Below are 25,086 nucleotides of genomic sequence, written 5' to 3' on the forward strand. Positions count from 1 at the left end.
CATATGTTATTATCGAAAAAATGGTTGAATCAATATATTGATGTATCGGATTTGAGCGGGCAAGTGCTCGGTGACTTGATTACGAAAAATGGAATCGAAGTCGAGAGCGTCGTCAGCCGCGCCGAAGGGATGTCGGGACTCGTCGTCGGCCATGTCCTCTCGTGCGAGAAACATCCGGAGGCAGACAAGTTAAACGTGACGACAGTCGATATTGGTGCCGAGAGTCCAGTCCAAATCGTTTGTGGCGCACCGAATGTCGCTGCCGGTCAACACGTCATCGTGGCGACGGTAGGTGCTCGTCTCCCCGGACTCAAAATCAAGAAAGCAAAACTTCGTGGTGTCGAGTCGCAAGGGATGATTTGTTCCCTCGAAGAACTTGGTTTCGAGAAGAAACAAATTCGTGAAGATGAACAGGACGGGATTCACACGTTCCGCGAATCGGTCGAGGTCGGTGCGGACGTCATCAGCTTACTCGATCTTGACGACGAAGTCATCGAGCTCGGATTGACGCCGAACCGCTCGGATTGCTTGAGCCTCTATGGAATCATCCATGAAGTCGCGGCGATTCTCGAGCGGCCGTATACGTTACCGACGGCAGATGTGACAACAGATGTACCGAACACGGTCAGCGTTCGTCTCGAGACAGACAACTGTCCATACTATGCGACACGGCGCATCGATAATGTGACGATTCAAGACTCGCCGCAATGGTTAAAGAACGTCTTGATTGCTGAAGGTGTACGTCCAATCAACAACGTCGTCGACGTGACGAACTACGTCATGCTCGAGCTCGGCCAGCCGCTCCACGCGTTTGATACGGTGAAACTCGGGACGACAATCGCCGTCCGTCAAGCACATGACGGCGAAGAGATTGTTACGCTCGACGATGCGACGCGTACGCTCGATACCTCGATGATGGTCATCACGGACGGCGAGCATCCTGTCGCCATCGCTGGCGTCATGGGTGGAGCGAACACCGAAGTCGATGCGACGACGTCGAGTATCATCCTCGAGTCGGCCTACTTCGCACCGGCATCGGTCCGTAAGACGAGCCGTACGCTCGGTTTACGCTCGGATTCGAGTGCCCGCTTTGAAAAAGGGGTCGACCCGGAACGGTTGCAATTGGCCCTCGACCGTGCCGCCGAACTCATCGTCGAAGTGAGCGGTGGCACAATTAGCGACATCGTCGTCGCTGGGGACAAAGAGTCAGCAGCCCGGACGATTGACGTCTCGGTCGCTTATATCAACCATCGACTCGGAATGGACCTCGAGCAAGAGACGATCGTCCGCATTTTAGAGCGTCTCGGTCTCGAGGTGACTGGAGACGAGGCATTGACGGTTCACGTACCGTCACGCCGTCCTGACTTGGAGTTACCAGCCGATATCACGGAAGAAGTGGCACGCCTCTATGGCTATGACAGTCTTCCTTCGAGCCTTCCAGCATCATATTCGAAAGGGTACCTCCCGAAAGAAAACGTGTTGCGCCGTCGTGTCCGTCGTGTCCTTCAAGGCGCAGGATTGTCGCAAGCGATCACGTATTCGCTCACGAGCGTCGGGCACGCCTCACGCTTCAGTGGAGAAGGTTCGGGTCGAGTCAACTTAGCGATGCCGATGAGCGAAGAGCGCTCAGTGCTCCGAACGTCACTTGTCCCAGGTCTCTTAGAAGCGGCACGATACAACACGTCCCGCCAACAAGCGAACGTGCGGTTATATGAAACAGGACGCGTCTATGTGGAGCAAGGAGAGACGTTGCCACGTGAAACAGAACGTGTCGCCGGTGTGTTGACGGGGCTTTGGTATGACCATCGTTCACAAGGCACACGTGTCCCGGTCGACTACTTCGTCGCCAAGGGAATCGTCGGTACGCTGTTGCATACGCTTCGCATCGAGGCGACATATGAGGCGGCGACGATTGCGGACATGCATCCGGGCCGGACAGCGAACGTCCTCGTTGACGGGCGTGTCATCGGCTACGTCGGTCAAGTCCATCCGGGTGTGTCGAAGGACGTGTATGGATTGAAAGAAGTGTACGTATTCGAGCTCGACTTGGACGTATTGAATGAAACGACCCAACTCGTCTATGAAGACGTGCCGCGTTTCCCGTCGATTTCACGCGACTTGGCGCTCGTCTTGAAGCGGGGCATCCCGGCCGGTCAAGTCGAAGCGACGATCAAACAGGCGGCCGGACCGCTTTTGATCGATCTCGCCTTGTTCGATGTGTATGTCGGCGAAAACGTAGGAGACGATGAAAAGTCGATCGCCTTCTCGCTCAAGTATCAAGACCCGACCCGTACACTTCAGGATGAAGAAGTGACGGCGTCCTATGAAGCGATTCTCACTGCCGTTCAAGCGGCCCATGGTGCGGAAGTTCGCGCATAACTCAAAAAGCGGTGTCCCTTTTACGTGGACACCGCTTTTTTGTGATTACTGGACTTCGAGTGCCAAATCGCCGAACTTTGTCCAACCGACAAGGCAAGTCACTTTATACAAGACGAGCGTGATGACGGCTGGAAGGACGACTCCTGTTCCGACGAAGATGAGGAACGCGTCCATTCCTTGCGCGGCAAGGATGTTGAGCGGCGCGATCAACGAGTTGAGCCCGAGTCCCGCAATCTCGTATGGGACTTCGAGAGAGAAGACGAGTGTTGCAATCGGTGCGCTAACCATCGCCGCGATGAACGGTGGCATAAGGACTCGAGGGTTTTTGACGACGTTCGGGAACTGCACTTTCGGTGTGACGAAGAACGAGGCGACCAAACCGCCCGGATCCGTTTGACGATACGCCATGAGTGTGAAGCCGACGAACTGGGCCGTACATCCGATCAATGCAGCGGCGCTGGCGACCGGGTCGAGCTGAAGTGCGATGGCGAGTGCGGCCGATGAAGCCGGTGACATGAGCATGACACTGAACACGAGCGCGATGACAAGTGATGTCGCAATCGGTGACGTATTGACCGAGGCGGTGATGCTCGCGCTGATCGAGTTGATGAGCGGCGTCGTGACGGCGGCTGCGCCGACTCCGACGATGCCGCCGCCGAGAACGGCTGTGACCGGGACGACCATCATGTCAAATTTCGTCTTGCCGAGAACACGTTTGCCTAACCATACCGCAGCCGCAGCTGCAATCAAGGCGCTAATTGGTTGACCGGGTACGAGCACGAGTCCGCTCTCGGTCGCTTGGAGCGCCGCACCACCGACGGTTGCCGCAATCATCGAGCTGAACAAAATAAGCGTATTGCCGCCGAGCTGGTAAGCGACACCGGCACCGAGTGCCGGGGCGAGTAATGACTTCGCGACTTGCCCGATCAAGACGAGTGTCTCAATCCCGGCCATCTTCCCAATCGTTTCAATCAAGAGTCCGACCCCGAGCGTGACGAGGACGGCGCTTGCCATTCCTGCTGATATTTTGATCATTCGATCCATTGCGTACTGTTTCACTTCCATCATCTCCTCTATGTGTGTCAATCCAATAAAAAAACCTATCCAGATTGGATAGGCGCGTCGGTCAAATCATGAGCGCCTCGTCCGAAACCATCGAAACAAGGGCCCAAAAATTCGTCTCGGTTATCGAGTCGATTTTCAGTCCCTCAGTCGAATAATAATCAGTAGGCCGTGTTGTGCATGGGTTTTCATCAGTGCCAGCTCCTCCGCTTGTTAAGATTTGTCTAAGAGTAACACGATAATTTTCAATAATCAATATTTTCTGAAAATTTATTTGAAAAAAATTGAAAACCGATAAAAAAGAAAGACGGCCCGATGAAGGGACGTCTTCGATTAAGATGTGCTGGCCGCGAGCGAGCCGACTTGTTGATCGATGAACGCCATCGAGATCGAATTGAAGCGATCGGGTTGGTCGACATTGACGACGTGACCTGAGTCCGAGACGACCTGGACCCGAGCGGTCGGTTGATGTTTCGCGGTCCGTTCGACGGCTTCGAGGAACATGTAGTCCTCATCACCCATAATATAGAGGATCGGTACGTTCGTCTCAATTGACGAGAAGTGACGAAGCAACGGATTCATATTTTCGGTCATTTTGAACCAGCGGATAAACTCGCGCTGGCAAAGGTTGGCCGCGTCGCGGACGAACATCATACGTGATTTTTTATGACGCTTCTTCGGTAACAAAATCCATGCGAACAGCTGATATAGCCACATGTACGGCACGAAGCTTTGTACGAGACTACCGAGGCGAATCAACAACGTCGAGCGGACGTTGAATTTGACGATGGCTCCACCGAGAACGACGGAAGCGATTCGCTCCGGATGATGCTCGAACATCGCCTGAATGACAATCGTCCCGAGCGACAAGCCGACCATATGTCCTTTTTCGATGTTCAAGTGGTCCATGACCTCGACGACGTCTTCGACGACAACGTCGAGCGTATACGCGTTCAGCGGTTGGTTCAACGACTGTTCGGCGTCGTATGAGCCGCCGTGTCCGCGAAGGTCGAGCAAGAGCACGTTATATTTTTTTTTGAACGGCCGAATTTGACGATACCAATGCGACAGACTGCCACCTGCGCCATGGATGAAGATGACCCAAGGGTGGTCGTCGCTTAATGTGTACGTTTTATAATGCAACATGAACGCTATCCCCCAAAAATTTTTAAGTTCATTAAACCCTAAAAATAATATACCATATCTTCGAAGTGAGGACTATCGTTTCAGCTCACTCAACCGGATTGCTTTTTTCGTATTGGCGAAGTGCACTTTCGCCACCTCATTCAAACGTTCCTGACCATGGCGGATAATCAACTCAGCAGCGACTTGATCGACTTTGGCGCCGGCGCCTTTCGGTAACGTGACCCCGAGTGTTGCGCTTAACTTGTCCATTTCTTTTAAGAACAAGGCGCGGGCAAGAATCGAGGCGGCGGCCACAGCGACGTGCAGTCCTTCCGCTTTCGTCGAGAAATAGACGTCGTCTTTGACGACCGCCTTTTCAGATCGTAAATGGTTATAATAGACGCTTTTTTCAGCGAATTGATCGATTAAAATCGCGTCCGGCGTCGCGTCAAGTTTTTGTAACAAGGCGGATAAGGCGGCGTTATGCGCAATCGCTGTCATTTTACCTTGGGTCATCGTCCGTTGCATCTTATTATACGCCGGATTGTGTAACGTTGCCTTCTGATACGTGATGGTGACGTGCAGGTCTTTTGCGATGCGGAAGATTTCTGTGTCCGATAACAGTTTTGAGTCTTTCACCCCGAGCTCTTTGACGAGGGCGATTTTTTCTTTTGGTACATATGCGGCAACGACGACGAGCGGTCCGAAATAGTCCCCTTTTCCGACTTCATCGCTCCCGATGACGGACCAGTCCGAGAAACCGTCCGGCAACACGTTTTTTGGCGTGCTCGGTTCTTTTTTAATACTCGTTCCCCATTTGGCGGCCTCGTTTTCAGCATCGCGACCTTGGAACATGACTTTACCCGAATTATAGACCGTAATCACACACTGAGGTGTCTTGGCGCTAAACCGCGCGTGTGGCGGAGGATTGACCGCATGCACCCGGTAACTCGCAATGAGTTGTTCTTGGGCCGCGGTCGACAATTTGATGACTTGATTGCCCAACGTGAGCACTTCCTTTCTAACTCTAGCAAATCCATCTTACATTTTTTTTAGATATTTTGAAACCAAAGTTTCGCTCTAAACGTATAGAGGAGTGAGTAAAGAAAGAAGTGAGGTGAGTCGGAGATGTGGTGGCGCGATGACACGGATGAAGATGAGGCGGAATCTCTCTATAAACATATTCTCGAGCTAGAGGCCAGGATTGCTAAGCTGATCGCCCATCAAGTCAGGGTGCGTCGCCTGCTGATGCAAGAATCGTCGGTCGCGGCGACCGAACAAATCATTGCGCTACAAGCGGAAGTCGATCATTATTTATCACTATTGCGACAAGAACGTTCGGAAGCGGTCGATCGCTACGATCGCTTACGTCTCGAACAGACGTTAGGACGTGTGCGACAATCGGTCGAGCAACCGACCCGGCCTTTGTCAGAATGGGACACGATCGAGCAAGCACTCGCACTCGAAGTCGAACATTTGCGCCGTGTTCTTTCCTATGAACGACAGCGTCGCGCCGAGGAGGAGTGGTAATGGAATCGTTAGATCAGCTGTATTGGTGGGTACTCATCATTGCCGGTCTCGGTACTTTTTTGTACATGTTATTTTCAGATGCATTCGATTTATTCGACGGGTGGTTCAATCCCGCCGTTATCCTGTCATTTTTAGCGCTTGGTGCGGGTATCGGTCTGATTTTGAACGCGCTCGCCCATGTATCCCCGATGATTGGACTCGCCGTTGCCCTCGTCGGTTCATTCGCACTCACGACGCTCCTGTATTTATTCGTCCTGTTGCCGTTATCGAACGCCGAAGAATCGATCGGCATGACCGATGAGTCGCTCGTCGGACTCGTCGGACGGTTGACCGTCCCGGTTCCTGAAGGCGGATACGGCGAAGTGCTCGTCGAATCGGTCATCGGTTCGATTTTAAAGACCGCTCAAAGTGTGGACGGCAAGGCGATCCCGAGTGATCGACGTGTCATCATCATCGAAGTCGAACGAAACATTGCGGTCGTCATGGAATATGACGAGCCGACAATCCGAAAGGGGTTTTAACTTATGAGCACAGCCATTTTAGCCAGTATTATCGTCGGGGTGATTTTACTCGCCTTGATTTTCGTGTTCGTCTTGAAATATCGTACGGTCGGCCCGGATGAGGCGCTCATCGTCACAGGTAGCTATTTGGGTAAAAAGAACGTCCATAGCGATGCATCAGGCAATCGCGTAAAAATCATTCGCGGGGGCGGGACGTTCGTCTTACCTGTATTCCAGCAAGCGGAACCGCTCAGTCTTCTCTCAAGCAAACTTGAAGTGACGACGCCGGAAGTGTATACGGAGCAAGGTGTACCGGTCATGGCAGACGGGACGGCCATCATCAAAATCGGTGGCTCAATCAGCGAGATCGCCACGGCGGCCGAGCAGTTCCTCGGTAAGCCGAAAATCGAACGCGAGAACGAGGCGAAGGAAGTACTCGAAGGTCACCTCCGTTCGATTCTCGGTTCGATGACGGTCGAAGAGATTTATAAGAACCGCGACAAGTTCTCACAAGAAGTCCAACGCGTCGCTTCGCAAGACTTGGCCAAGATGGGTCTCGTCATCGTGTCATTCACAATCAAAGACGTTCGCGACAAAAACGGCTACCTCGAATCGCTCGGGAAGCCGCGCATCGCGCAAGTGAAACGGGATGCTGATATCGCGACGGCTGAAGCGGACAAAGAAACACGGATCAAACAAGCGGAAGCGATGAAAGACGCGAAGAAAGCAGAACTCGAGCGGGCTTCAGAAATCGCAGAAGCCGAGAAAGAGAACCAGCTCCGCATCGCCGCTTATCGTCGCGAGCAAGACGTCGCCAAAGCCCGGGCCGACCAAGCGTATGAACTTGAAGAAGCCCGTGCCAAGCAAGAAGTCACCGAGCAACAGATGCAAGTCCAAATCATCGAGCGTCAAAAGCAAATCGAACTCGAAGAGAAAGAGATTATGCGTCGTGAGAAACAGTATGATTCTGAAGTGAAGAAGAAAGCCGACGCCGACCGTTATGCGATCGAGCAGTCAGCCGAAGCAGACAAGGCACGTCAAATCGCTTCAGCCGACGCTGAGAAGTACCGCATCGAAGCGGAAGCAAAAGCCGACGCTGAACGCGTCCGTCTCGCCGGTGTGGCCGAAGCCGACTCGGAACGAGCTAAAGGGGAAGCGGAAGCCGAGATTATCCGCTTAACGGGTCTCGCCGAAGCCGAAGCGAAACAAAAGATCGCCGAAGCGTTCGAGCAGTATGGTCAAGCCGCCATTCTCGACATGGTCGTCAAGATGCTTCCGGATTACGCGAAGCAGATAGCGGCACCGCTTGGCAATATCGACAAGATCACGGTCGTCGATACGGGTAGCGGCAAAGACGGCGGAGCCGGCAAAGTCACGGGTTACGCCACAGACTTGATGGCTTCACTCCAACAGACGCTCAAAGCGTCGTCAGGAATCGACATGAAAGACTTACTCGACAACTTTGCCGGAAAAGGCAATGCTCAGCCGAATACGAATCGCGAATTAAGCGAGTCGACGTTCGCTGCTACGGAAGAATAAGTTTGGAGCCGCAGACAATCGTCGTCTGTGGCTTTTTTTGTTTCTTACGGATTCCCCTAAATTTAAAATCAAAGACTTCAAACTCGAGTGATTTCTGACGATAAGGGAGATGTCAGACCATTAGAGAGAGGAAGTAGCTATTATGAAGAAATCACTCATCATCGGCTTGTTGGCCGCCTGTGTGACTTGGTTGCCGGGTTGTCAGTCTGTCATCGATCAACCGGAACAAACCGTTGAAGCACGCCAATCAATGGGCGTCGTCTTGTCCGATGTTGGTCTCGGGGACCAATCATTCAGCGACGCGGCAATGCGCGGTATGGGGCAACTACGTGAGACGGGGAAATGGTTCGTCGACTATCGTGAACTTGCAGAGACGGAGACATATAAAGAGGGGTTCGAACAGCTCGTTGCGGACGGACATGATGTCATCATCGGTCTCGGGTTCGCCTGTCAGACGGACTTGGAAGCGGTAGCGGCCGAACACCCGGAACAACAGTTCGCATTGATTGACGCAGTCTCGACGTTACCAAACGTTATGTCGGTGACGTTCCAAGAGGCGGAAGGCAGTGCGCTCGCCGGGGCAGTAGCGGGTCTTGAGACGGAATCGGACAAAATCGGTTTTATCGGGGGTGTCGACAACGAACTGATTCAAAAATTCGAGACCGGCTTCGAACTCGGAGCGAAGAGCGTAAATGAAGACGTGACGATGCTCGTCGATTACGCCAATGACTTCGCTTCACCTGAAATTGGACGCGAATTGGCGGAAAAGCAGATTGAAGCCGGAGCGGACGTCTTGTACGCGGCTGCAGGACTGACTGGTGTCGGTGTCTTAGAGACGGCTGAACGGAATGGGGTCAAGGCGATCGGTGTCGACAGCGACCAATCGATGATCGCGCCAGACGCCGTCATCACGTCGATGTTGAAACAAGTCGATTTGGCGATCGTCGAGATTGCGGACCGGGTCGAAGAAAAGGCGTTCAACGCCCACGTCGAACTCGGTATCGATCAAGGCGGTGTCGGATTAGCCGCTCTTCGTCGTGTCCAGTGGGATGACGAAGAGACGAATCGATTCGAGGCGTTTCAGAAACAGTTGATGGAGGGGACGCTGAAATGAGTTTACGGAAACGGTTTATCTTTTCGACCGTGTTCACGGTCTTGTTGATTGTCTTGATGATGAGTTATGTTTTATCGACGTTAAATCGTCTGCAGACATATAACGAGCAATACGGCACGCAAATGATCGAATTGTCTCAGCTCGAGACGTCGCTCTTGCAGGAACAGTCGCTTTGGACATCGCTCGGTGAGCAGATGAGCCAATCGACGCTCACGCAGCTCGAGCGGATTCGGACGACGAATACGGAAACGTTCACGACATTGAAGCAAACATATCTCATCCCTGAGTTTGCCAATCATCTTGAGCGCGCGACGATGAAGTATGAGCGGATCGAAGCCGAGGTTGAGACGGCCGAGGCCGGCGGGATCGGCGCACGGATTCAAGCGGCGAAGCTTGAAGGGGTATTGAACGATGTGAACACGCTCCTCTTGAAAAATGGAACATTCTACGAGGCGCTACAAGCCGAGGCGGCGAGCGAGACGAATCGTCTTCTGCTCGTATCGGTACTGTTGACGGTCTTCGTCATCGTCGCACTCAGTATATACAATTTCTTCTTTGCCCGCTCGATTACCCATCCGCTCGAACGGAATGTCGAGGCGGCGGAAGCAATCGCAGCCGGACGATTGATCACGTTACCGGATTCGACGCGACGTGATGAAATCGGACGGTTAGAACGAGCGATGCGCGAGATGACGATGTCGCTGCAAACGGTCATCGGTTCAATTCGTGTCACGTCAATGAAAGTGAACGATATGACAGAGACGGCCGCCGCAGAGAACGAAGCCGTGGTCAGCACGACATCAAACATCACGAACGCGGTCGATGAGATGGCAAATGGGGCCCAGTCGATTGCGACCGAATTACAAGAGACGCTCGAATCGGTCGGCCTCATGGCGACCTCATTCGAAACGAGTTTGAACCAGACGAAACAGACGACCGAACAGACGTCTGAGATGACACGCGAAGTCGCGGCCGGCATCGAGACGTTGACGGACCAAGAAGCGATTTTAGCACGTTCGAGCGAGCGCAACGCATCGCTCGTCAACCGGATGGATGATTTCGCCCGCAAGACGGAAGAAATCGAAAAGATGGCGAAACTCGTAGAAGATGTCGCCGCCCAGACGAACTTGCTCGCCTTGAATGCTGCCATCGAGGCCGCACGAGCAGGGGAGGCTGGACGAGGTTTTGCAGTCGTCGCCAGTGAAGTGAAGAAATTGGCCGAGGAGAGTAATGTGGCGACACGCTCCATCTTTGGTGTCGTCCAGACGATTCAGGACGAGGTCGTCCGCTTGACGGACATGGTAGAAGAGTCGAGTCGGGAACAGACGGCACAGCTCGAGGCATTCGGAATGACGAAACAAGCGTTCAACCGGATCCATGACCGTACCGACCACGTCGCCTCGTTCGTCAGCACGATCGAACGTGAGATGGTCGCGTCCAGTTCGGAAGTGACGAACGTCTTGAAACGGGTCGAGGAAGTAAGCGGCGTGACCGAAGAACTTGCGGCGGGGAACGAAGAAGTCGCAGCCTCGATGAAAGAACAACAAGCGAGCTTCGATCAGATTTTCGCCTTGATGCAAGAGTTAGAAGGGCAAGCCGCGGCACTCGCGAGCCAAGTTCAACATTTTGAAGAGCACTGAGACAAGTTTCGGCTTGTCTCTTTTTTGTCGTCTTACTGTTTACGGGAAGCGCATGCCTTCGTCCGATAGGCGCGTGTATAATGACGTATTCGGCCTCGGGCACATGTTCCAACGTTTCTTCATACTATAGAAAAGACTCGCTCGAGGAGGGGACGTATGGAAAAGGGGAAACGGTATATCGTCGTGCTGCTGATCGGACTGTTTATCGGGGTGGGCTATATGTTTTATTCGAAAGAACCGGAGACGCCGATGGTCGATCAGTTCGTCGTAACGCCTGAAGCGGAAGTCGAACCAAACGTTGTGACGGAAATCGTTGTCTACGTGACCGGGGCGGTCGAGGTACCGGATATGTACACGATGCCGCAAGGGGCCCGTGTCGGAGACGTATTGTCACTCGCTGTCTTGACGGATGAGGCCGACCCTGAACAATTGAACTTGGCTCAATTGCTCGTCGACGGGACGAAAGTGACGGTCCCGAAAAAAGGCGAGACGCTCGTGAGTCAACCGGATGAGGACACGTCCAGTGGGACGAACGGAGTCCATGTCAACAGTGCGACGAAAGAAGAGCTGATGACCGTACCAGGTATTGGTCCGGCCAAAGCGGAAGCCATCCTCAATCACTTGAAACAGAACGGGCCATTCGAGTCATACGAAGCTATCGGTGACGTTAAAGGGTTCGGGGAGAAGACGTTAGAGAGCATGAAAGGATATTTATTGGTCCCGTGACATGCCACTCTATCCATTGTTGCCCATCAGCCTTCTAATCGCATGGATGAACGGTGCAGTCGCCCTGTGCATCTTGATCGCCGTGGGGATTGCTTTGACATGGCGTGGTCAATCCGTCTATTCACATGTCGGTGTCCTCCTACTCGTCCTATGGGGATTCATGCATCCTGACGCTGAACCGTTGCCGGCGGACGGACCATATACGTTCGTCATCGAGAGTCGGAGGGACAACGGCCAATCGGTGCGGCTGTATGGACAAATCGACGAAAGGGAAGGTGTGTTGACCGGTCGTGACCTCGCGCTCGGTCGTCCCGGAGAGACGTGTCTCGTCACGTTCACGCATACCCCGTTCGCACCGCTGCGTAATACGGGCGGATTCAATGAGGCGGCGTGGGCGCTCGGAGCCGGTCTGACGTTCAAAGGGAGTGACGTCGCCATCGAGTCATGTCGTCCGAGTGACAACGTGAGCGGGCATATGATCCGCTGGAAAGAACGACAGCTTGCGAGAATCGAGGCAACATACAGATCGGACGTCGCACTCTATATGGAGGCGCTCCTATTCGGGGAAAGCCGCTTGCTCGACGAGGAGACGTCATTCTCTTACCGGGTCACTGGTCTGCTCCATCTGCTCGTCATCTCCGGGTCACATATCGCGCTCCTCGTTTTGGCGTTCCGTTGGCTGATGCGCGGTTTGCCGTTTCGTCGGGAGACGAAGACACAACTCATCATCACCGCAATTACGCTGTTCGGCTGGATGACCGGGTTTTCGCCGCCGGTCGCACGAGCCGTACTCGTTGCCGATTTGTTGCTCGGATTGTCGCTGTTCGGAATTTACGTCCGTGACCCGATTCGATTACTTAGCTGGTGTGGCGCGATGTTGCTCGCGATGCAACCGTACTTGTTATGGAACTTGGGATTCCAATTGACGATCGTGATGACGTTGTTCTTGCTCGTGACCCGGTCGATTTGGAATGGACCGTTCGGATTGGCCGTTTATGCGCAATGGTTCGGTCTCATTTTCCTATGGCCTGTGCAATCGATTCTATCCATATTGGCACCAGTCTATAACGTGCTCGTCGGGCTGTTGATCGCCTGGGTCATCATCCCGCTCGCATTTCTCATATACATCGTTCCAGGTGCGGAACCGCTCATGCATCCGGTCCTTGATGGCTTGAATGGTACGTTCCAACTGCATCATGATTGGCAACCATGGTTCCCGTTGCACGAATTCACGTTATGGCACGCTGTGGCGCTCGCTATCGTATTATGGGGCGGATTAATTTTACTCGAATGGAAGCGGTGGACGGGGTGGGCGTTGGCGCTCGGCTCCCTTTTGCTTCTTCACATCGCGTTAGAATGGACCGAGCAGCCCCGTGTCACATTTTTAGATGTGGGACAAGGCGATGCCATCGTCGTCGAGTATGGCGAGGTGACCGGGGTCATCGATGTCGGTGGGGTGTACCAAGACCCGAATGAACAAAAACGTTCCACATACGACCCGGGAGCAGACGTCGTCGCCCCGTATATATGGAAGCGCGGGGAACGCCGTCTCGATTTTTTGCTGCTCACCCATGCCGACCATGACCACATCGGAGGACTGACCGGGTTACTCGAGGCGATGCCCGTCGAGGAAGTATGGCTCTCGGCGGAAGTGGCTGATCGTGACAAGCGGGACGAGTTGTTGGCCGTCCTGGCCGAATTTGACGTACCGGTTCGTCTCTTGTCAGCCGGAGACCGGCCGTATCCATGGATGTGGGTCGTCGCACCGGACGAGTCGAGTGATGATGAGAATGCGAACTCGGTGTCGCTGTTCATGAACGTCGGGGCGCTATCGTATTTATTGACCGGGGATTTACCGGACACGAGGGAAGGAAGCATTCCGACTGTCGACGTCGATGTGTTTAAGCTCGGACATCACGGGGCGGAATCGTCTTCGAGTCGTGAGTTGATTGAGCGAATCGATCCGGAATGGATTGTCGTCAGTGTCGGGGCGAACAACCGATACGGGCACCCCCACCCTGACACGCTAGATCGGATCGAGGGTAGACGGTTATTGCGGACGGACGAAGACGGGATGGTCGTTTGTGAAGGGAATCGCTGTCGTGGGATTGTAACGAAAGGGGTCACTCCATGAAATCTATGATAAACTAAAAAAGCGATTGCTCCCCCGGGGCAATCGCTTTCTGACTGACTTATAAGCTCAAGAACTTGATGAGGACACCGATCGCGAAGATGGTGAAGAAAAAGCCGAACGGGACGATGAAGCCGATTGCTGAATCGATGGCATCGTTACGTTTGCATTGCACGTCGTTCTCGAACGGGTTTTCGCTTTGTGGGCGAACAGAGTTAATATGCATAGTGAGTCCCTCCTTGAAATGGTTCCGTCCTAAGTATAGCGAATCACCGGAGGATAATCTATGTTTAGATAAGAATAAATTGTGAAAGTGGTGTGTGTTTTGAATGAACCGTGGCTGCATAACGGAAAGTTGTCAAACGTATATGTCCTATTCGGGACAGAAAAATATTTACTAGAGACGTGGGAACGAGCAATCATCAAAGCCGCCAACCCGTCTGGTGACCAATTTGATGTCATGCAGCTCGACTTGCACGAGACGTCACTCGACACGGCGCTTGATGAAGCGGAGACGGTACCGTTTTTCAGTGAGTATCGGACCGTCATCGTCAAACATGCCCAGTTCTTGACGGGGGCGAAAGAAAAGCAGAAACAAAATGTCGAGCGCTTGACGGATTATGCGTTACAACCGGCGCCTTACTCCGTGCTCGTCTTTGTCATCGAAGCGGAAAAACTCGATGAACGAAAAAAAGTCGTCAAACGACTGAAAGAACGGGCCATCGTGCTCGAAGCGAAAAAACCGAGCCAATCCGAACTGATGCGTTACGTCGGCGACGAATTGAATCGTCGCGGCCAAAAGATGGAGCGGGCGACCGTCGAGCGCCTGTTGTTCCTCTGTCAGGACGATTGGGGCAAACTCGTGCGAGAACTTGAGAAGTTACAACTTTATGCGAGTGACGGAGCCGACATCCCGATTGAAATCGTCAACGACTTGGTTCCACGCACGCTCGAGGATAACGTGTTCCAGCTGTCTGAATTTTTAGTTGCCCGACGTGCGGATGCTGCGCTTCGGTTGGTGCGGGATTTAGAGAAACAAGGGCAAGAATTAATTGGTTTATTGTCGCTCCTCGCGCGGCAGTATCGGAATATGTATCTGGCCAAGCAGTTGACCGAGAAAGGGTATGGCGAGAAGCAAATCGCTTCGAAAATCGGCGCACACCCATATACAGTGAAACTGGCCTCACAAGCGAGCCGGAATTTTTCGGAGGCCCAACTCGGTCGGGCGCTGACGTTGATCGCCGACGCTGATGAAGCGATGAAGACAGGACGGGGCGACAAGCAAATCGTTTTCGATACGCTCGTCTGCCAATTGACATTACTGTGAGGTGAAGACATGGGATTACAGGAAGTGAGGCTCGTTGACGTGATTTCGCTCCGGCATGAAGTGCTACGTCCGGGACAGGCGGTCGAGACATGTTATTTTGAAGGGGATGACGCCGAGACGACACGCCACTATGCATGGGTCGAAGACGGTCGTGTCGTGTCGATTGCGACCGTGATGGAAGTGGGACGTGACTTCGACGGTCAGACGGTGCCGTATCAGCTCAGAGGGATGGCAACGGACCCGGCATTTTCTGGCCGAGGAATTGGCTCGTCCTTTTTACAGGCGTTGCATGAAGCGGTCAATAATTCGTGGTGGTGCAACGCCAGAGCCATCGCTGTCCGATTTTATGAACGGAACGGCCTAGTGACGGTTGGTGACGCGTTCGAGATTCCAGGGGTTGGACCCCATTATGTGATGAGAACCAAAAAAACAGCCGGCTCCTAATGGAGGCGGCTGTTTCGTTTTAGTCTCTAATTAGAGAGCTGCGATGCGAGCTGCGAGACGTGATTTGTCACGACCTGCTTTGTTTTGGTGGATTAGACCTTTTGCTGCAGCCTTGTCGATTTTCTTCGTAGCGAGGACGAAAGCTTCTTGAGCAGCTTCTTTGTTACCTTCTACAACGAGAGTATCAACACGTTTTACTGCTGTACGCATTGCTGCTTTCTCTTGCGAGTTCGCTACGCGACGCTTTTCAGAAGTTTTTGCACGTTTGATTGCTGATTTGATATTTGCCATGTTATTTCACCTCCTGAAACAAGAAAGTGTATGTTCTCATTACTTCAAGTAATCATTCAACAGAACAAGCACAATTGTAGCAAACGGTTATTCGAAAAGCAACCACTTGATGATTATTCTGAAAACTATATGTGGTATTGTTGTAGTAGGTCGTACACATTAACTTAGGATTTTGATATAATGACACGGTATGCATGAGAAGGATAGGTGAACCCATATATGAACAAACAAGAATTAGAGAATCGTCAGAAGAGAATACGGAACTTTTCCATCATCGCCCACATCGACCATGGGAAGTCGACACTCGCTGACCGGATTCTTGAAAAGACCGGTGCGCTCACAGCGCGTGAAATGAAAGAACAGACGCTTGATGCGATGGATCTTGAACGGGAACGCGGGATCACGATCAAGTTGAACGCTGTTAAATTGAACTATACCGCAAAAGATGGAGAAGAGTACATCCTTCACTTGATTGATACGCCGGGACACGTCGACTTCACGTACGAAGTGTCACGTTCGCTCGCAGCATGTGAAGGGGCCGTCCTCGTCGTCGATGCGGCTCAAGGGATTGAAGCCCAGACACTCGCGAACGTGTATCTCGCACTCGACAACGACCTCGAAATCATTCCGGTCATCAATAAGATTGATTTGCCATCGGCTGACGTCGAACGCGTTCGTCAAGAAATTGAGGACGTGATCGGGCTTGACGCGAGTGATGCTGTACCGGCTTCTGCCAAGGCAGGGATCGGGATTGAAGAGATCCTCGAGCAAGTCGTCGAACTCGTTCCACCGCCGACAGGTGACCCGTCGGCACCGCTTCAGGCACTTATCTTCGACTCGTATTATGACGCGTATCGCGGCGTCGTCGCCTCGATTCGAATCGTCAACGGTTCGGTCAAAGTCGGGGACAAGGTCCAAATGATGTCGACCGGCAAATCATTCGACGTGACGGACCTTGGCGTCTCGACACCGAAACCGGTCTCGGTCAAGGAGTTGAACGTCGGAGATGTCGGTACGCTATCAGCATCGATCAAGACAGTCGGTGACGTCCGTGTCGGTGATACGATCACGCTCGCTAAAAACCCTTCGACAGAACAGCTCCCGGGTTACCGAAAAATGAACCCGATGGTGTACTGTGGCCTGTACCCGATCGACGCCGCCAAATATAACGATTTGCGTGAAGCGCTCGAACGACTCCAGTTATCGGATGCGGCCCTTGAATTCGAACCAGAGACGTCACAAGCACTCGGCTTTGGCTTCCGTAGTGGTTTCCTCGGCATGCTCCACATGGAAATCATTCAAGAACGAATCGAGCGTGAGTTCGGGATCGACTTGATCACGACGGCGCCATCGGTCATCTATCACGTCACGACAACGGCAGGCGAGGTCGTCCATGTTGATAACCCATCAAAAATGCCGGAACAACAAAAAGTCGAGTCGATTGAAGAGCCTTACGTCAAGGCGGCCATCATGACACCGAACGACTATGTCGGCGCCATCATGGAGCTCTGCCAGAAGAAGCGCGGCAGTTTCATCGATATGCAATATATTGATACGACGCGTGTCAAAATCACGTACGACATCCCGCTCAGTGAAATCGTCTACGACTTCTTCGATCAGTTGAAGTCGAGCACGAAAGGGTATGCATCACTTGATTATGATTTGATTGGGTATCGCCCGTCACGCCTCGTCAAGATGGACATTCTCCTCAACAACGAACTTGTCGATGCCTTGAGCTTCATCGTGCACCGAGATTTCGCTTACGAACGTGGGAAAGTCATCGTCGAGAAATTGAAGGCGCTCATTCCGCGGATGCAGTTCGAAGTGCCGATCCAAGCAGCGGTCGGGACGAAAATCGTGGCCCGCTCGACAATCAAGGCGCTCCGTAAAAACGTCCTCGCCAAGTGTTACGGCGGCGATATCTCACGGAAACGTAAATTGCTCGAGAAACAAAAAGAAGGTAAAAAGCGCATGAAGATGGTTGGTTCTGTCGAAGTGCCGCAAGAAGCGTTCATGTCCGTCTTGTCGATGGACGAAGAATAAACGGTCGCCCTTATCTCCGGATAAGGGCGATTTTTGTCATTTGGCAGGATTCGGCACGTCATGTACGGAATAGTACCCACTTACAGATAAACAGAGGAGGAGTGAAGTGGCGGTGCCGATGTATAATTTTTCAGCAGGGCCGGGTGTCTTGCCGGAACCTGTCTTACGAGAAGTGCAAGCCGAGTTTCTGTCTTATAAACAAGGGGTGTCCATCGTTGAGATGAGTCACCGCTCCAATACGTTCGCGACAATCGTCGAGCAGCTCGAGACGAGACTGCGGCGATTGATGCATATTTCTGACGACTACGCTGTCCTGTTTCTGCAAGGGGGAGCGACGCTTCAATTTTCGATGATACCGATGAATCTTTGCGAATCGGGTCGCTTCGCCTATCTCGACAGCGGAACGTGGTCAAAAAAAGCGATTGCCGATGCGAAGCACTTCGGTGACGTCGTCGTCGCCGGCAGTTCGGCAGCGGTCAATTATCGTGAACTTCCCACATGGCCTGATACGATTTCAGACGTCGACTATCTTCATGTGACGTTGAATAACACGATTGAAGGGACGCGCTATACGGAGTTCCCAGACATGGACGTCCCGCTCGTCGCTGACATCTCGTCGAACATTTTGGCGGAAGCAATCGATGTCAAGCGCTATGGATTGCTTTACGCCGGTGCCCAAAAAAATATCGGACCGGCCGGATTGACGCTCGTCATCATCCGCCGCGATTTGATTGTCGACCGTGAGTTGCCGTCATACCTCGCCTACAGCAAGCACGTCGACACGCTCCTCAACACCCCATCGACGTTTAGCCTATACGTCGCCGAGCGTGTGCTCGCCTGGGTCGAGGCCGAAGGTGGGGTCGAGGAGATGGAACGTCGTAACGAAATGAAGAGCAAGCTGTTATATGACGCATTGGATACGTCATCATTGTTTCATGCACTCGTTTCCGGAAAGGAGCGGTCGCTGACGAACATCCCGTTCACGACCGGGAATGACACGACGGATGAAGCGTTCCGACAGTTCGCCGAGACGCGCGGGTTGATTGAACTCGGGGGACATCGATCGGTCGGAGGTCTTCGTGCGAGCCTTTACAATGCGATGCCACTCGAAGGCGTGAACCGTCTCATCGACGTGATGCATGAGTTTGAACAGGAGGGACAAGATGTTTCATATAAAAACGTATAACCAAATTGCCAAGGACGGACTAAGACGTTTCGAACCAAGCGAATATGCCGTCAATGACGCGGAGCAAGCCGACGCCTGGGTCATTCGAAGTCATGATGTTCACGACGCGGACATCCCGCCTTATTTGTTGGCCATTGCCCGGGCCGGAGCCGGCGTGAACAACATCCCGCTCGAGCGATTGGCCCGTCAAGGGGTCGTCGTGTTCCATACGCCGGGTGCGAACGCCAACGCCGTCAAAGAACTCGTGCTCGCCAGTATGTTGCTATCAGTTCGACCGATTTTAGAAGGGGCGAACTGGGTCAATACTCATGTATTTTCCGATCAGGCGTCGCTCGAGCAGGCGATGGAAGACGAGAAACGGCGCTTCGTCGGTTCTGAGCTAAGGGGCAAACGAGTCGGGATTGTCGGTCTCGGTGCGATCGGCGCGTCGCTCGCGAACGATTTGCTCCACCTCGGCATCGATGTCATCGGCTATGACCCGCATTTATCGGTCGACGCCGCATGGAATATTTCGCAACAAGTGAAGCGGGCCAAGCAGTTGAGCGAATTGCTCGCCGACGTCGATCTCCTGTCGATTCATATGCCATTAACCGAAGATACGCGCCACATGATTGACGCGACTTGGTTCAACCAAATGAAACCGGGCGTCACCATCTTGAATTTTGCCCGCGGTGAACTGGTGAACGATTCTGATTTGCTCGAGGCGCTCGATGAGAACGTCGCGACGTATATCACCGACTTCCCAAAGCAGGCGCTATTCGGTCATCCTCAAGTCGTCGCCTTCCCACATCTCGGAGCGTCGACGCACGAGTCTGAGGTGAACTGTGCGATTCAAGCCGTCGATACGCTCAAACTGTACTTAGAGACCGGTAACATTCGTAACTCGGCCAATTTCCCGAACACAGAACTCCCGTATGTCGGGAAGCGACGTTTGGCGGTACTCCATTTGAACGTCCCGAACATGGTCGGTCAAATCGCGAGCCGGCTCGCCGAGAACGGCATCAATATCGATAATATGGTCAACCGGAGCCGTAACGATGTGGCCTATACATTGATTGACATCGATAATCATAAACATGAGACACTATCCGTGCACGCCCTATATGACATCGAGGGCGTCATGCGCGTCCGCGAATTTTAAGGAGGAATGACCATGGTCGTATTCAAACCGTTTGCCCCATATATGGCAACACACCCTGAGGCGGTCGCCGCCGACCCGTACGATATCGTCAGCGTCGAACAGGCACGTCAGGACGTCGAACAGCGTCCCGACTCGTTCCTTGCGGTCGATAAACCCGAACTGTTCACGGCGGACATGCCGCTCGAGGCGTGGGGACAACGAGCCCGTCATGAGCTCGAACGGCTTTATGAGAGCGAGTTGACCGAGCGGACCCACGGATTTTACGTGTACCGTCTCACCGATCACGGACATGTTCAGACCGGACTCGTCGCGACGTTCTCAGTCGCCGATTATGAGGCAGGTCGGATCAAAATTCATGAACACACACGTGAGGTGAAAGAGCGTGAACGGGTCGAACACGTATCGGCGACGAAAGCGCACACGGGTCCCATTTTGATGAGTCACGCCCCGGCCGAAGGGTTACGCCGCATTTTGCACGACGCGACGACAGGAGAGGCGTTGTTCGCCTTTAAGGACAGCCAAGGTGTGCTTCATGAAGGCTTTGCCGTTCCATCCAAGCATCAAGCGCGCGTCATCATGATCGGGGCCAGCATTCCGGCCATCTATATCGCCGACGGGCATCACCGGGCCAAAGCCGCTGCCGTCGTCGCCCGGAGTCCGATTCATGAAGGGGAATCGAAACAAGAGCGGGACCACTTTCTCGGCGTCTTGTTCCCGAGCGATGAGCTAACAATTTTGCCGTACCATCGCATCCTGAACGATGTGGCGCCAGAAGAAGTCAGAGCGTTGCTTGACGGTTTGACGTTCTCATATGAGATCGAATCGATGCCTGCCTTACACGTCCCGAACGAGCGGGGCACGTTCGGTTTGTCTTACCGAGGCGAACACCACGTGCTCAAAAAACGGCAAGTGACAGCGGCGCTCGATGTCGCGACGTTGCAGCGCGATGTGCTCGAGCCGTATTTCCATGTCAAAGACGTGCGGACGGACAAACGAATCGATTTCATCGGCGGCAAGGATGCCCCGGCGCGCCTCGCCGACTTGGCTGAACGTGATGACGTCGTCGTGTTGACGTGCCACGCCACGGCGATGGAAGAACTGATGCGTGTCGCCGATGAGAGCGGTCAAATGCCGCCAAAATCGACATGGTTCGAACCGAAATTGAAGAGCGGTCTGTTCATTCATCGGTTCGATTGAACGTGCAGAGTGGCGTCACGGCGTGAAAAGCGTTATAAATGGAAGAGAAGAAAGGGGTGGCCGCCATGGCTAAAGCCGTATATCTTCACATTCCATTTTGTGAACATATTTGTTATTACTGCGATTTCAACAAGGTGTTCTTAAAGAACCAACCGGTTGATGACTATTTAGATGCACTTGAACGGGAAATCAAACTCTCGCTCGAACAATACCCGACCGATACGATCGAGACGATTTTTATCGGCGGCGGGACACCGACGGCGCTCAATGAGGCGCAGATGAAACGACTTATGGATATGGTCGCGCATCATCTGCTCCCGCTTGCGTCCCCGAATTTAGAATACTCGGTCGAGGCGAATCCGAACTTCGTCAGTGCGGAAAAACTCGACACGATGAAACAAGGAGGGGTCAACCGCGTCAGTTTCGGCGTCCAGACGTTCGATGACGGCGGACTCGAGCGCATCGGCCGGACACACCGAGCTGATGACGTGTTCGCGACCGTGACGGAGGCCGCGAAGCGATTCGACAACATCTCGATCGACTTGATGTTCGGCTTGCCGGAACAGACGCTCGAGCAAATCGAGCGCGACCTCGATTTGGCGTTCCAGCTTCCGATTCAACACGTGTCTTCCTATTCGCTCATTCTCGAGCCGCATACCGTGTTCGCGATTCAGGAGCGAAAAGGGAAGCTGCGCCTTCCGGGTGAAGACATCGAAGTCGCGATGTATTTAAAAGTGATGGAGACGCTCGAACGGCGTGGCTTGAAACAGTATGAGATTTCAAACTATAGCCTCGAAGGACGGGAGAGCCGTCACAACCAAGTGTATTGGCGCAATGAAGAGTATTATGGCTTCGGCGCCGGCGCGCACAGTTATTTGAACGGTGAACGTCGGGCGAATATTGCCCCGATTCCGCACTATATTAAAGCGGAAGGGTTGCCGGTGCGCAATACGACGACGCTCGAGACGTTCGAGAAGATGGAAGAGGAACTGTTCCTCGGACTCCGGATGCGTCAAGGTGTGTCGTTTGCGACGTTCGAGTCGAAGTATGGTGTGTCGATGCGTTCAGTATTCGGGCACGTCTTGTCGGAACTCGAAGCCAAACGGTTGATCGAGACGACGGAGACGCACGTCCGCTTGACCGAGTCAGGGCTACCGCTCGCCAACGAGGCGTTCGCCGCCTTCATCGGCGAGGCACGAGTGAGCGACTCATCCGAACAGGCATCGATGTCATAAACAGAAGGGCGGACCCGAGATGGGTCCGCCCTTGTTTTGGTTATAAGACTAAGTCACGGTAAATCGGCATGAGCCGGCTGAACGTGTCCTCGACGAGCGCGAGGAACGCGGCTTCGTTTTGGAGGATTGACGCATCGGCCGGAAGTTGACGGCCAATCAAGAAGTCCGCTTTCTTCACGGTCGCGAATCGTTCCGTTATCGTCTCGATTGACTCACGCGACGTGTCCTCGATTAAGAATGCGTCTTTTTTCATATGGTCTCCGGCGACGTGGAAGTCGGGGAAGTCCGATTTGAAGTCGATTGTCATGAGTCGTTTGCCGATGGCTTCTTTGTTCGGCATCTCATAGATGAAGGCGAGCCAGATAAAGACGCGATCATCGAACAGGCCGACTTGAAAATGGGGATGTTTTTTATAGCCGCGCTTATCATGGCAGATGGCCATCCACGTATCTTTCGGTGGATTGACCGTCCGACGTGCATGCTTGGCGACGTGCAGATAGAGCGGGACGCCGACATCGGCTTCAAGCTGAGGACCGACCTCGTCGTAGATGCGATGGAATAGCGGCTGGATCTCAGAGCGAATCCCTGTCATGCGGGCATCGAGTCCGTCTTGCGTGAATACGTTAAATTGTTGTGTTGTAAACATCTAATCACCTCAATTCGTATCATACCGAAACTTGAAGAAACATGCATACTGGAAGGCTCTATGTGACTGGAAAAAATGATGCGAATGAATTGACAAATATGGAGAACATGATAATATTTGAAGTGTGATTAGCACTCAGTAAATATGAGTGCTAATAAAGCGAGGCCAATCCTTCAGAGAGGAGTGATGTTGTGCTGACAGAGAGACAATTGCTCATTTTACGAGCGATCATTGATGATTATATCCAAACGGCCCAACCCGTCGGTTCTCGAACGTTATCGAAACGGGATGACTTGTCATTCAGTTCGGCGACGATTCGAAACGATATGGCCGATTTAGAAGATTTGGGTTTGATTGAGAAGCCGCATACGTCGGCCGGACGAATCCCGTCTGAAATCGGCTATCGTTATTATGTCGACCACCTCGTCGAGACGAAAATCATCGACGAGCGGGAGACGTATCACCTCGGCGAACGACTGCGTGCCTCGGCTCAAGAGTCGGAAGTGCTCATCCGTCAAGCCGCTGACCTACTCTCTGATTTGACCAATTATACGACGGTGGCACTCGGTCCGAACAGTCAAATGAATCGACTGGCCCGGATCGATTTGATGCCGCTTGACGAACGGCGAGGTGTCGTCTTGATCGTGACCGATCAAGGCCATGTCGAACATCGGACGGTCGTGTTCGAATCCCCGATGGCGCCGGACCTGGTCGAACAGACGATCCGCTTCTTGAATGACCGTCTGAAAGGAACTCCACTCGGTCAGCTGAAGTTCCGGATCGGAGAAGAAGTATCCAACCTTCGACTCGCGCATCAGGAACAATTTGAGTTCATGATGCAACTCATTCAATCGACCGTCGGCGTCCAACATCCTGCTTCGCTTTACCTAGGCGGGAAGAAGAATATCTTCAACCAACCTGAGTTTCAGACGCTTGATACGCTGCGTCCGTTCCTTGAATGGATTGATGAACAGGAGCGGTTGACCGACTGGCTCGAATCGTTGCCAAACCGCGAGATTTATGTGAGCATTGGAAGCGAGAATGGCATCGTCGCGCTTCAAAATTGTAGCGTCATCACGTCCGATTATACGCTCGACGGTCAGACGTTCGGGACGATCGCGATGATCGGACCGACCCGGATGGATTATCGACACGGGGTTCAGATGATGGGACAAATCATTGAGGCGCTCAGGCGAACGAAATTAGAAGAGTGATGGAAAGGAGCCTCATTATGACAACTGACAAACAAAATGGGCCAGAGCCAGAAGAAGTGCTCGAAGAAAAAGATTTTGATCCGAAACAGACGGAGACTGTCGAAGCTGAAGAGGTTTCAAATGTTGAGTTTGTGGAAGAAACTTCTGAGGGGACGGATTTACAAAAAGAAATCGACGCGCTCAAAGCGAGCGAGCTCCGCATCCGTGCGGATTTTGACAACTTCCGACGCCGGACGAACGAAGAGAACGCGAAACGCGTGAAATTCGCTTCACAGACGGTCGTCGAGAAATTGATTCCACTCATCGATAACTTTGAGCGTGCGCTCCAAGTCGAAGCGACTTCGGACGACGCCAAACAGATTCAAGCCGGCGTCGACATGATTCACCGTCAGTTGCTCGACGTCTTGAACGGTGAGAACGTCGAAGTGATTGAAGCGGTCGGACAGCCGTTCGACCCGAACTATCATCAAGCGGTCATGCAAGAGCCGAGTGATGAGTTCGAATCGGGAATCGTGACGATGGAGCTTCAAAAAGGGTACACGATGCACGGACGTGTCATTCGTCCGAGCATGGTAAAAGTCTCAGAATAACATTACTTAATTAGATGGAGGAATAG

23 protein-coding genes are annotated in these 25,086 nt (G+C 52.9%); 17 read left to right on the forward strand and 6 right to left on the reverse strand.

Annotation, left to right across the window (positions count from 1 at the left end; translation table 11 throughout):
• Nucleotides 1-3: 3 nt before the first annotated feature.
• Nucleotides 4-2,379: a phenylalanine--tRNA ligase subunit beta gene (pheT, locus tag EVJ33_RS11900; protein ID WP_131437400.1), complete on the forward strand. Its 2,376-nt coding sequence runs from the start codon at nt 4-6 to the stop codon at nt 2,377-2,379.
• Between the two features lie 45 nt (nt 2,380-2,424).
• On the opposite strand, the gene EVJ33_RS11905 is transcribed toward pheT, so the two are convergent.
• From EVJ33_RS11905 to rnhC, 3 genes are all read right to left on the reverse strand, one after another.
• On the reverse strand, nt 2,425-3,447 hold the full coding sequence (locus tag EVJ33_RS11905; protein ID WP_131437495.1) for a PTS sugar transporter subunit IIC: 1,023 nt from the start codon (nt 3,445-3,447) through the stop codon (nt 2,425-2,427).
• Between the two features lie 327 nt (nt 3,448-3,774).
• Nucleotides 3,775-4,587 carry an alpha/beta fold hydrolase gene (locus tag EVJ33_RS11910; protein ID WP_131437402.1) on the reverse strand — a complete coding sequence of 271 codons (813 nt, stop codon included), beginning with the start codon at nt 4,585-4,587 and terminating at the stop codon, nt 3,775-3,777.
• A gap of 72 nt (nt 4,588-4,659) precedes the next feature.
• Nucleotides 4,660-5,571, reverse strand: a complete 912-nt coding sequence (rnhC, locus tag EVJ33_RS11915) for a ribonuclease HIII (protein WP_131437404.1) — start codon at nt 5,569-5,571, stop codon at nt 4,660-4,662.
• A gap of 123 nt (nt 5,572-5,694) precedes the next feature.
• On the opposite strand from rnhC, the gene EVJ33_RS11920 reads away from it, so the two are divergent.
• From EVJ33_RS11920 to EVJ33_RS11950, 7 genes are all read left to right on the forward strand, one after another.
• Complete coding sequence (locus EVJ33_RS11920) at nt 5,695-6,096, forward strand: hypothetical protein (protein WP_131437406.1); 402 nt, start codon at nt 5,695-5,697, stop codon at nt 6,094-6,096.
• Entirely contained in the window at nt 6,096-6,617 is a 522-nt protein-coding gene (locus tag EVJ33_RS11925; protein WP_131437408.1) for an NfeD family protein, read from the forward strand. The genes EVJ33_RS11920 and EVJ33_RS11925 overlap by 1 nt, the downstream gene beginning before the upstream one ends.
• Before the next feature lie 3 nt (nt 6,618-6,620).
• Nucleotides 6,621-8,135 (forward strand): flotillin lipid rafts scaffold protein FloT, encoded by a 1,515-nt coding sequence (locus tag EVJ33_RS11930; RefSeq protein ID WP_131437410.1) that lies wholly within the window; start codon nt 6,621-6,623, stop codon nt 8,133-8,135.
• A gap of 142 nt (nt 8,136-8,277) precedes the next feature.
• Complete coding sequence (locus EVJ33_RS11935; RefSeq protein WP_131437412.1) at nt 8,278-9,249, forward strand: BMP family lipoprotein; 972 nt, start codon at nt 8,278-8,280, stop codon at nt 9,247-9,249.
• Nucleotides 9,246-10,889, forward strand: coding sequence for a methyl-accepting chemotaxis protein (locus EVJ33_RS11940; protein WP_131437414.1), 1,644 nt, complete (start codon nt 9,246-9,248; stop codon nt 10,887-10,889). The genes EVJ33_RS11935 and EVJ33_RS11940 overlap by 4 nt, the downstream gene beginning before the upstream one ends.
• A gap of 156 nt (nt 10,890-11,045) precedes the next feature.
• The gene (locus EVJ33_RS11945; RefSeq protein WP_131437416.1) at nt 11,046-11,615 is read left to right on the forward strand and encodes a helix-hairpin-helix domain-containing protein; all 570 of its coding nucleotides are present in this window, start codon (nt 11,046-11,048) and stop codon (nt 11,613-11,615) included.
• A 1-nt stretch (nt 11,616) separates the two neighbouring features.
• Nucleotides 11,617-13,749, forward strand: coding sequence for a ComEC/Rec2 family competence protein (locus EVJ33_RS11950; RefSeq protein ID WP_131437417.1), 2,133 nt, complete (start codon nt 11,617-11,619; stop codon nt 13,747-13,749).
• Between the two features lie 58 nt (nt 13,750-13,807).
• Here EVJ33_RS11950 and EVJ33_RS11955 read toward each other — a convergent pair whose 3' ends face one another.
• Nucleotides 13,808-13,972, reverse strand: coding sequence for a YqzM family protein (locus EVJ33_RS11955; protein ID WP_016508105.1), 165 nt, complete (start codon nt 13,970-13,972; stop codon nt 13,808-13,810).
• Nucleotides 13,973-14,062: 90 nt separating this feature from the next.
• Here EVJ33_RS11955 and holA point away from each other — a divergent pair, with 90 nt between their 5' ends.
• Nucleotides 14,063-15,073: a DNA polymerase III subunit delta gene (gene holA / locus EVJ33_RS11960; RefSeq protein ID WP_236634615.1), complete on the forward strand. Its 1,011-nt coding sequence runs from the start codon at nt 14,063-14,065 to the stop codon at nt 15,071-15,073.
• A 9-nt stretch (nt 15,074-15,082) separates the two neighbouring features.
• Complete coding sequence (locus EVJ33_RS11965) at nt 15,083-15,517, forward strand: GNAT family N-acetyltransferase (RefSeq protein WP_131437421.1); 435 nt, start codon at nt 15,083-15,085, stop codon at nt 15,515-15,517.
• 30 nt (nt 15,518-15,547) lie between these two features.
• Here EVJ33_RS11965 and rpsT read toward each other — a convergent pair whose 3' ends face one another.
• Nucleotides 15,548-15,808, reverse strand: a complete 261-nt coding sequence (gene rpsT, locus EVJ33_RS11970) for a 30S ribosomal protein S20 (RefSeq protein WP_034778152.1) — start codon at nt 15,806-15,808, stop codon at nt 15,548-15,550.
• Nucleotides 15,809-16,027: 219 nt separating this feature from the next.
• Here rpsT and lepA point away from each other — a divergent pair, with 219 nt between their 5' ends.
• The 5 genes from lepA to hemW all read left to right on the forward strand — a co-directional run bounded on the left by lepA (nt 16,028) and on the right by hemW (nt 22,610).
• A complete protein-coding gene (lepA, locus tag EVJ33_RS11975) occupies nt 16,028-17,851 on the forward strand; it encodes a translation elongation factor 4 (RefSeq protein ID WP_131437423.1) in 1,824 nt (607 codons plus the stop codon).
• 118 nt (nt 17,852-17,969) lie between these two features.
• Complete coding sequence (gene serC / locus EVJ33_RS11980; protein WP_131437497.1) at nt 17,970-19,037, forward strand: 3-phosphoserine/phosphohydroxythreonine transaminase; 1,068 nt, start codon at nt 17,970-17,972, stop codon at nt 19,035-19,037.
• Nucleotides 19,015-20,178, forward strand: coding sequence for a 3-phosphoglycerate dehydrogenase family protein (locus EVJ33_RS11985; RefSeq protein WP_131437424.1), 1,164 nt, complete (start codon nt 19,015-19,017; stop codon nt 20,176-20,178). Before serC ends, EVJ33_RS11985 begins: the two co-directional genes overlap by 23 nt.
• A gap of 12 nt (nt 20,179-20,190) precedes the next feature.
• Nucleotides 20,191-21,375: a DUF1015 family protein gene (locus tag EVJ33_RS11990; RefSeq protein ID WP_131437426.1), complete on the forward strand. Its 1,185-nt coding sequence runs from the start codon at nt 20,191-20,193 to the stop codon at nt 21,373-21,375.
• Nucleotides 21,376-21,440: 65 nt separating this feature from the next.
• Complete coding sequence (gene hemW, locus EVJ33_RS11995) at nt 21,441-22,610, forward strand: radical SAM family heme chaperone HemW (protein WP_131437428.1); 1,170 nt, start codon at nt 21,441-21,443, stop codon at nt 22,608-22,610.
• Nucleotides 22,611-22,650: 40 nt separating this feature from the next.
• On the opposite strand, the gene EVJ33_RS12000 is transcribed toward hemW, so the two are convergent.
• Entirely contained in the window at nt 22,651-23,256 is a 606-nt protein-coding gene (locus EVJ33_RS12000) for a DUF1054 domain-containing protein (protein WP_131437430.1), read from the reverse strand.
• A gap of 191 nt (nt 23,257-23,447) precedes the next feature.
• Here EVJ33_RS12000 and hrcA point away from each other — a divergent pair, with 191 nt between their 5' ends.
• Nucleotides 23,448-24,470, forward strand: coding sequence for a heat-inducible transcriptional repressor HrcA (gene hrcA / locus EVJ33_RS12005; RefSeq protein ID WP_131437432.1), 1,023 nt, complete (start codon nt 23,448-23,450; stop codon nt 24,468-24,470).
• 17 nt (nt 24,471-24,487) lie between these two features.
• Nucleotides 24,488-25,060: a nucleotide exchange factor GrpE gene (grpE, locus tag EVJ33_RS12010; RefSeq protein WP_131437434.1), complete on the forward strand. Its 573-nt coding sequence runs from the start codon at nt 24,488-24,490 to the stop codon at nt 25,058-25,060.
• Nucleotides 25,061-25,086: the final 26 nt, after the last annotated feature.

Origin of the sequence: Exiguobacterium sp. SL-10, assembly GCF_004337025.1 — a bacterium.
Taxonomy (GTDB): domain Bacteria; phylum Bacillota; class Bacilli; order Exiguobacteriales; family Exiguobacteriaceae; genus Exiguobacterium.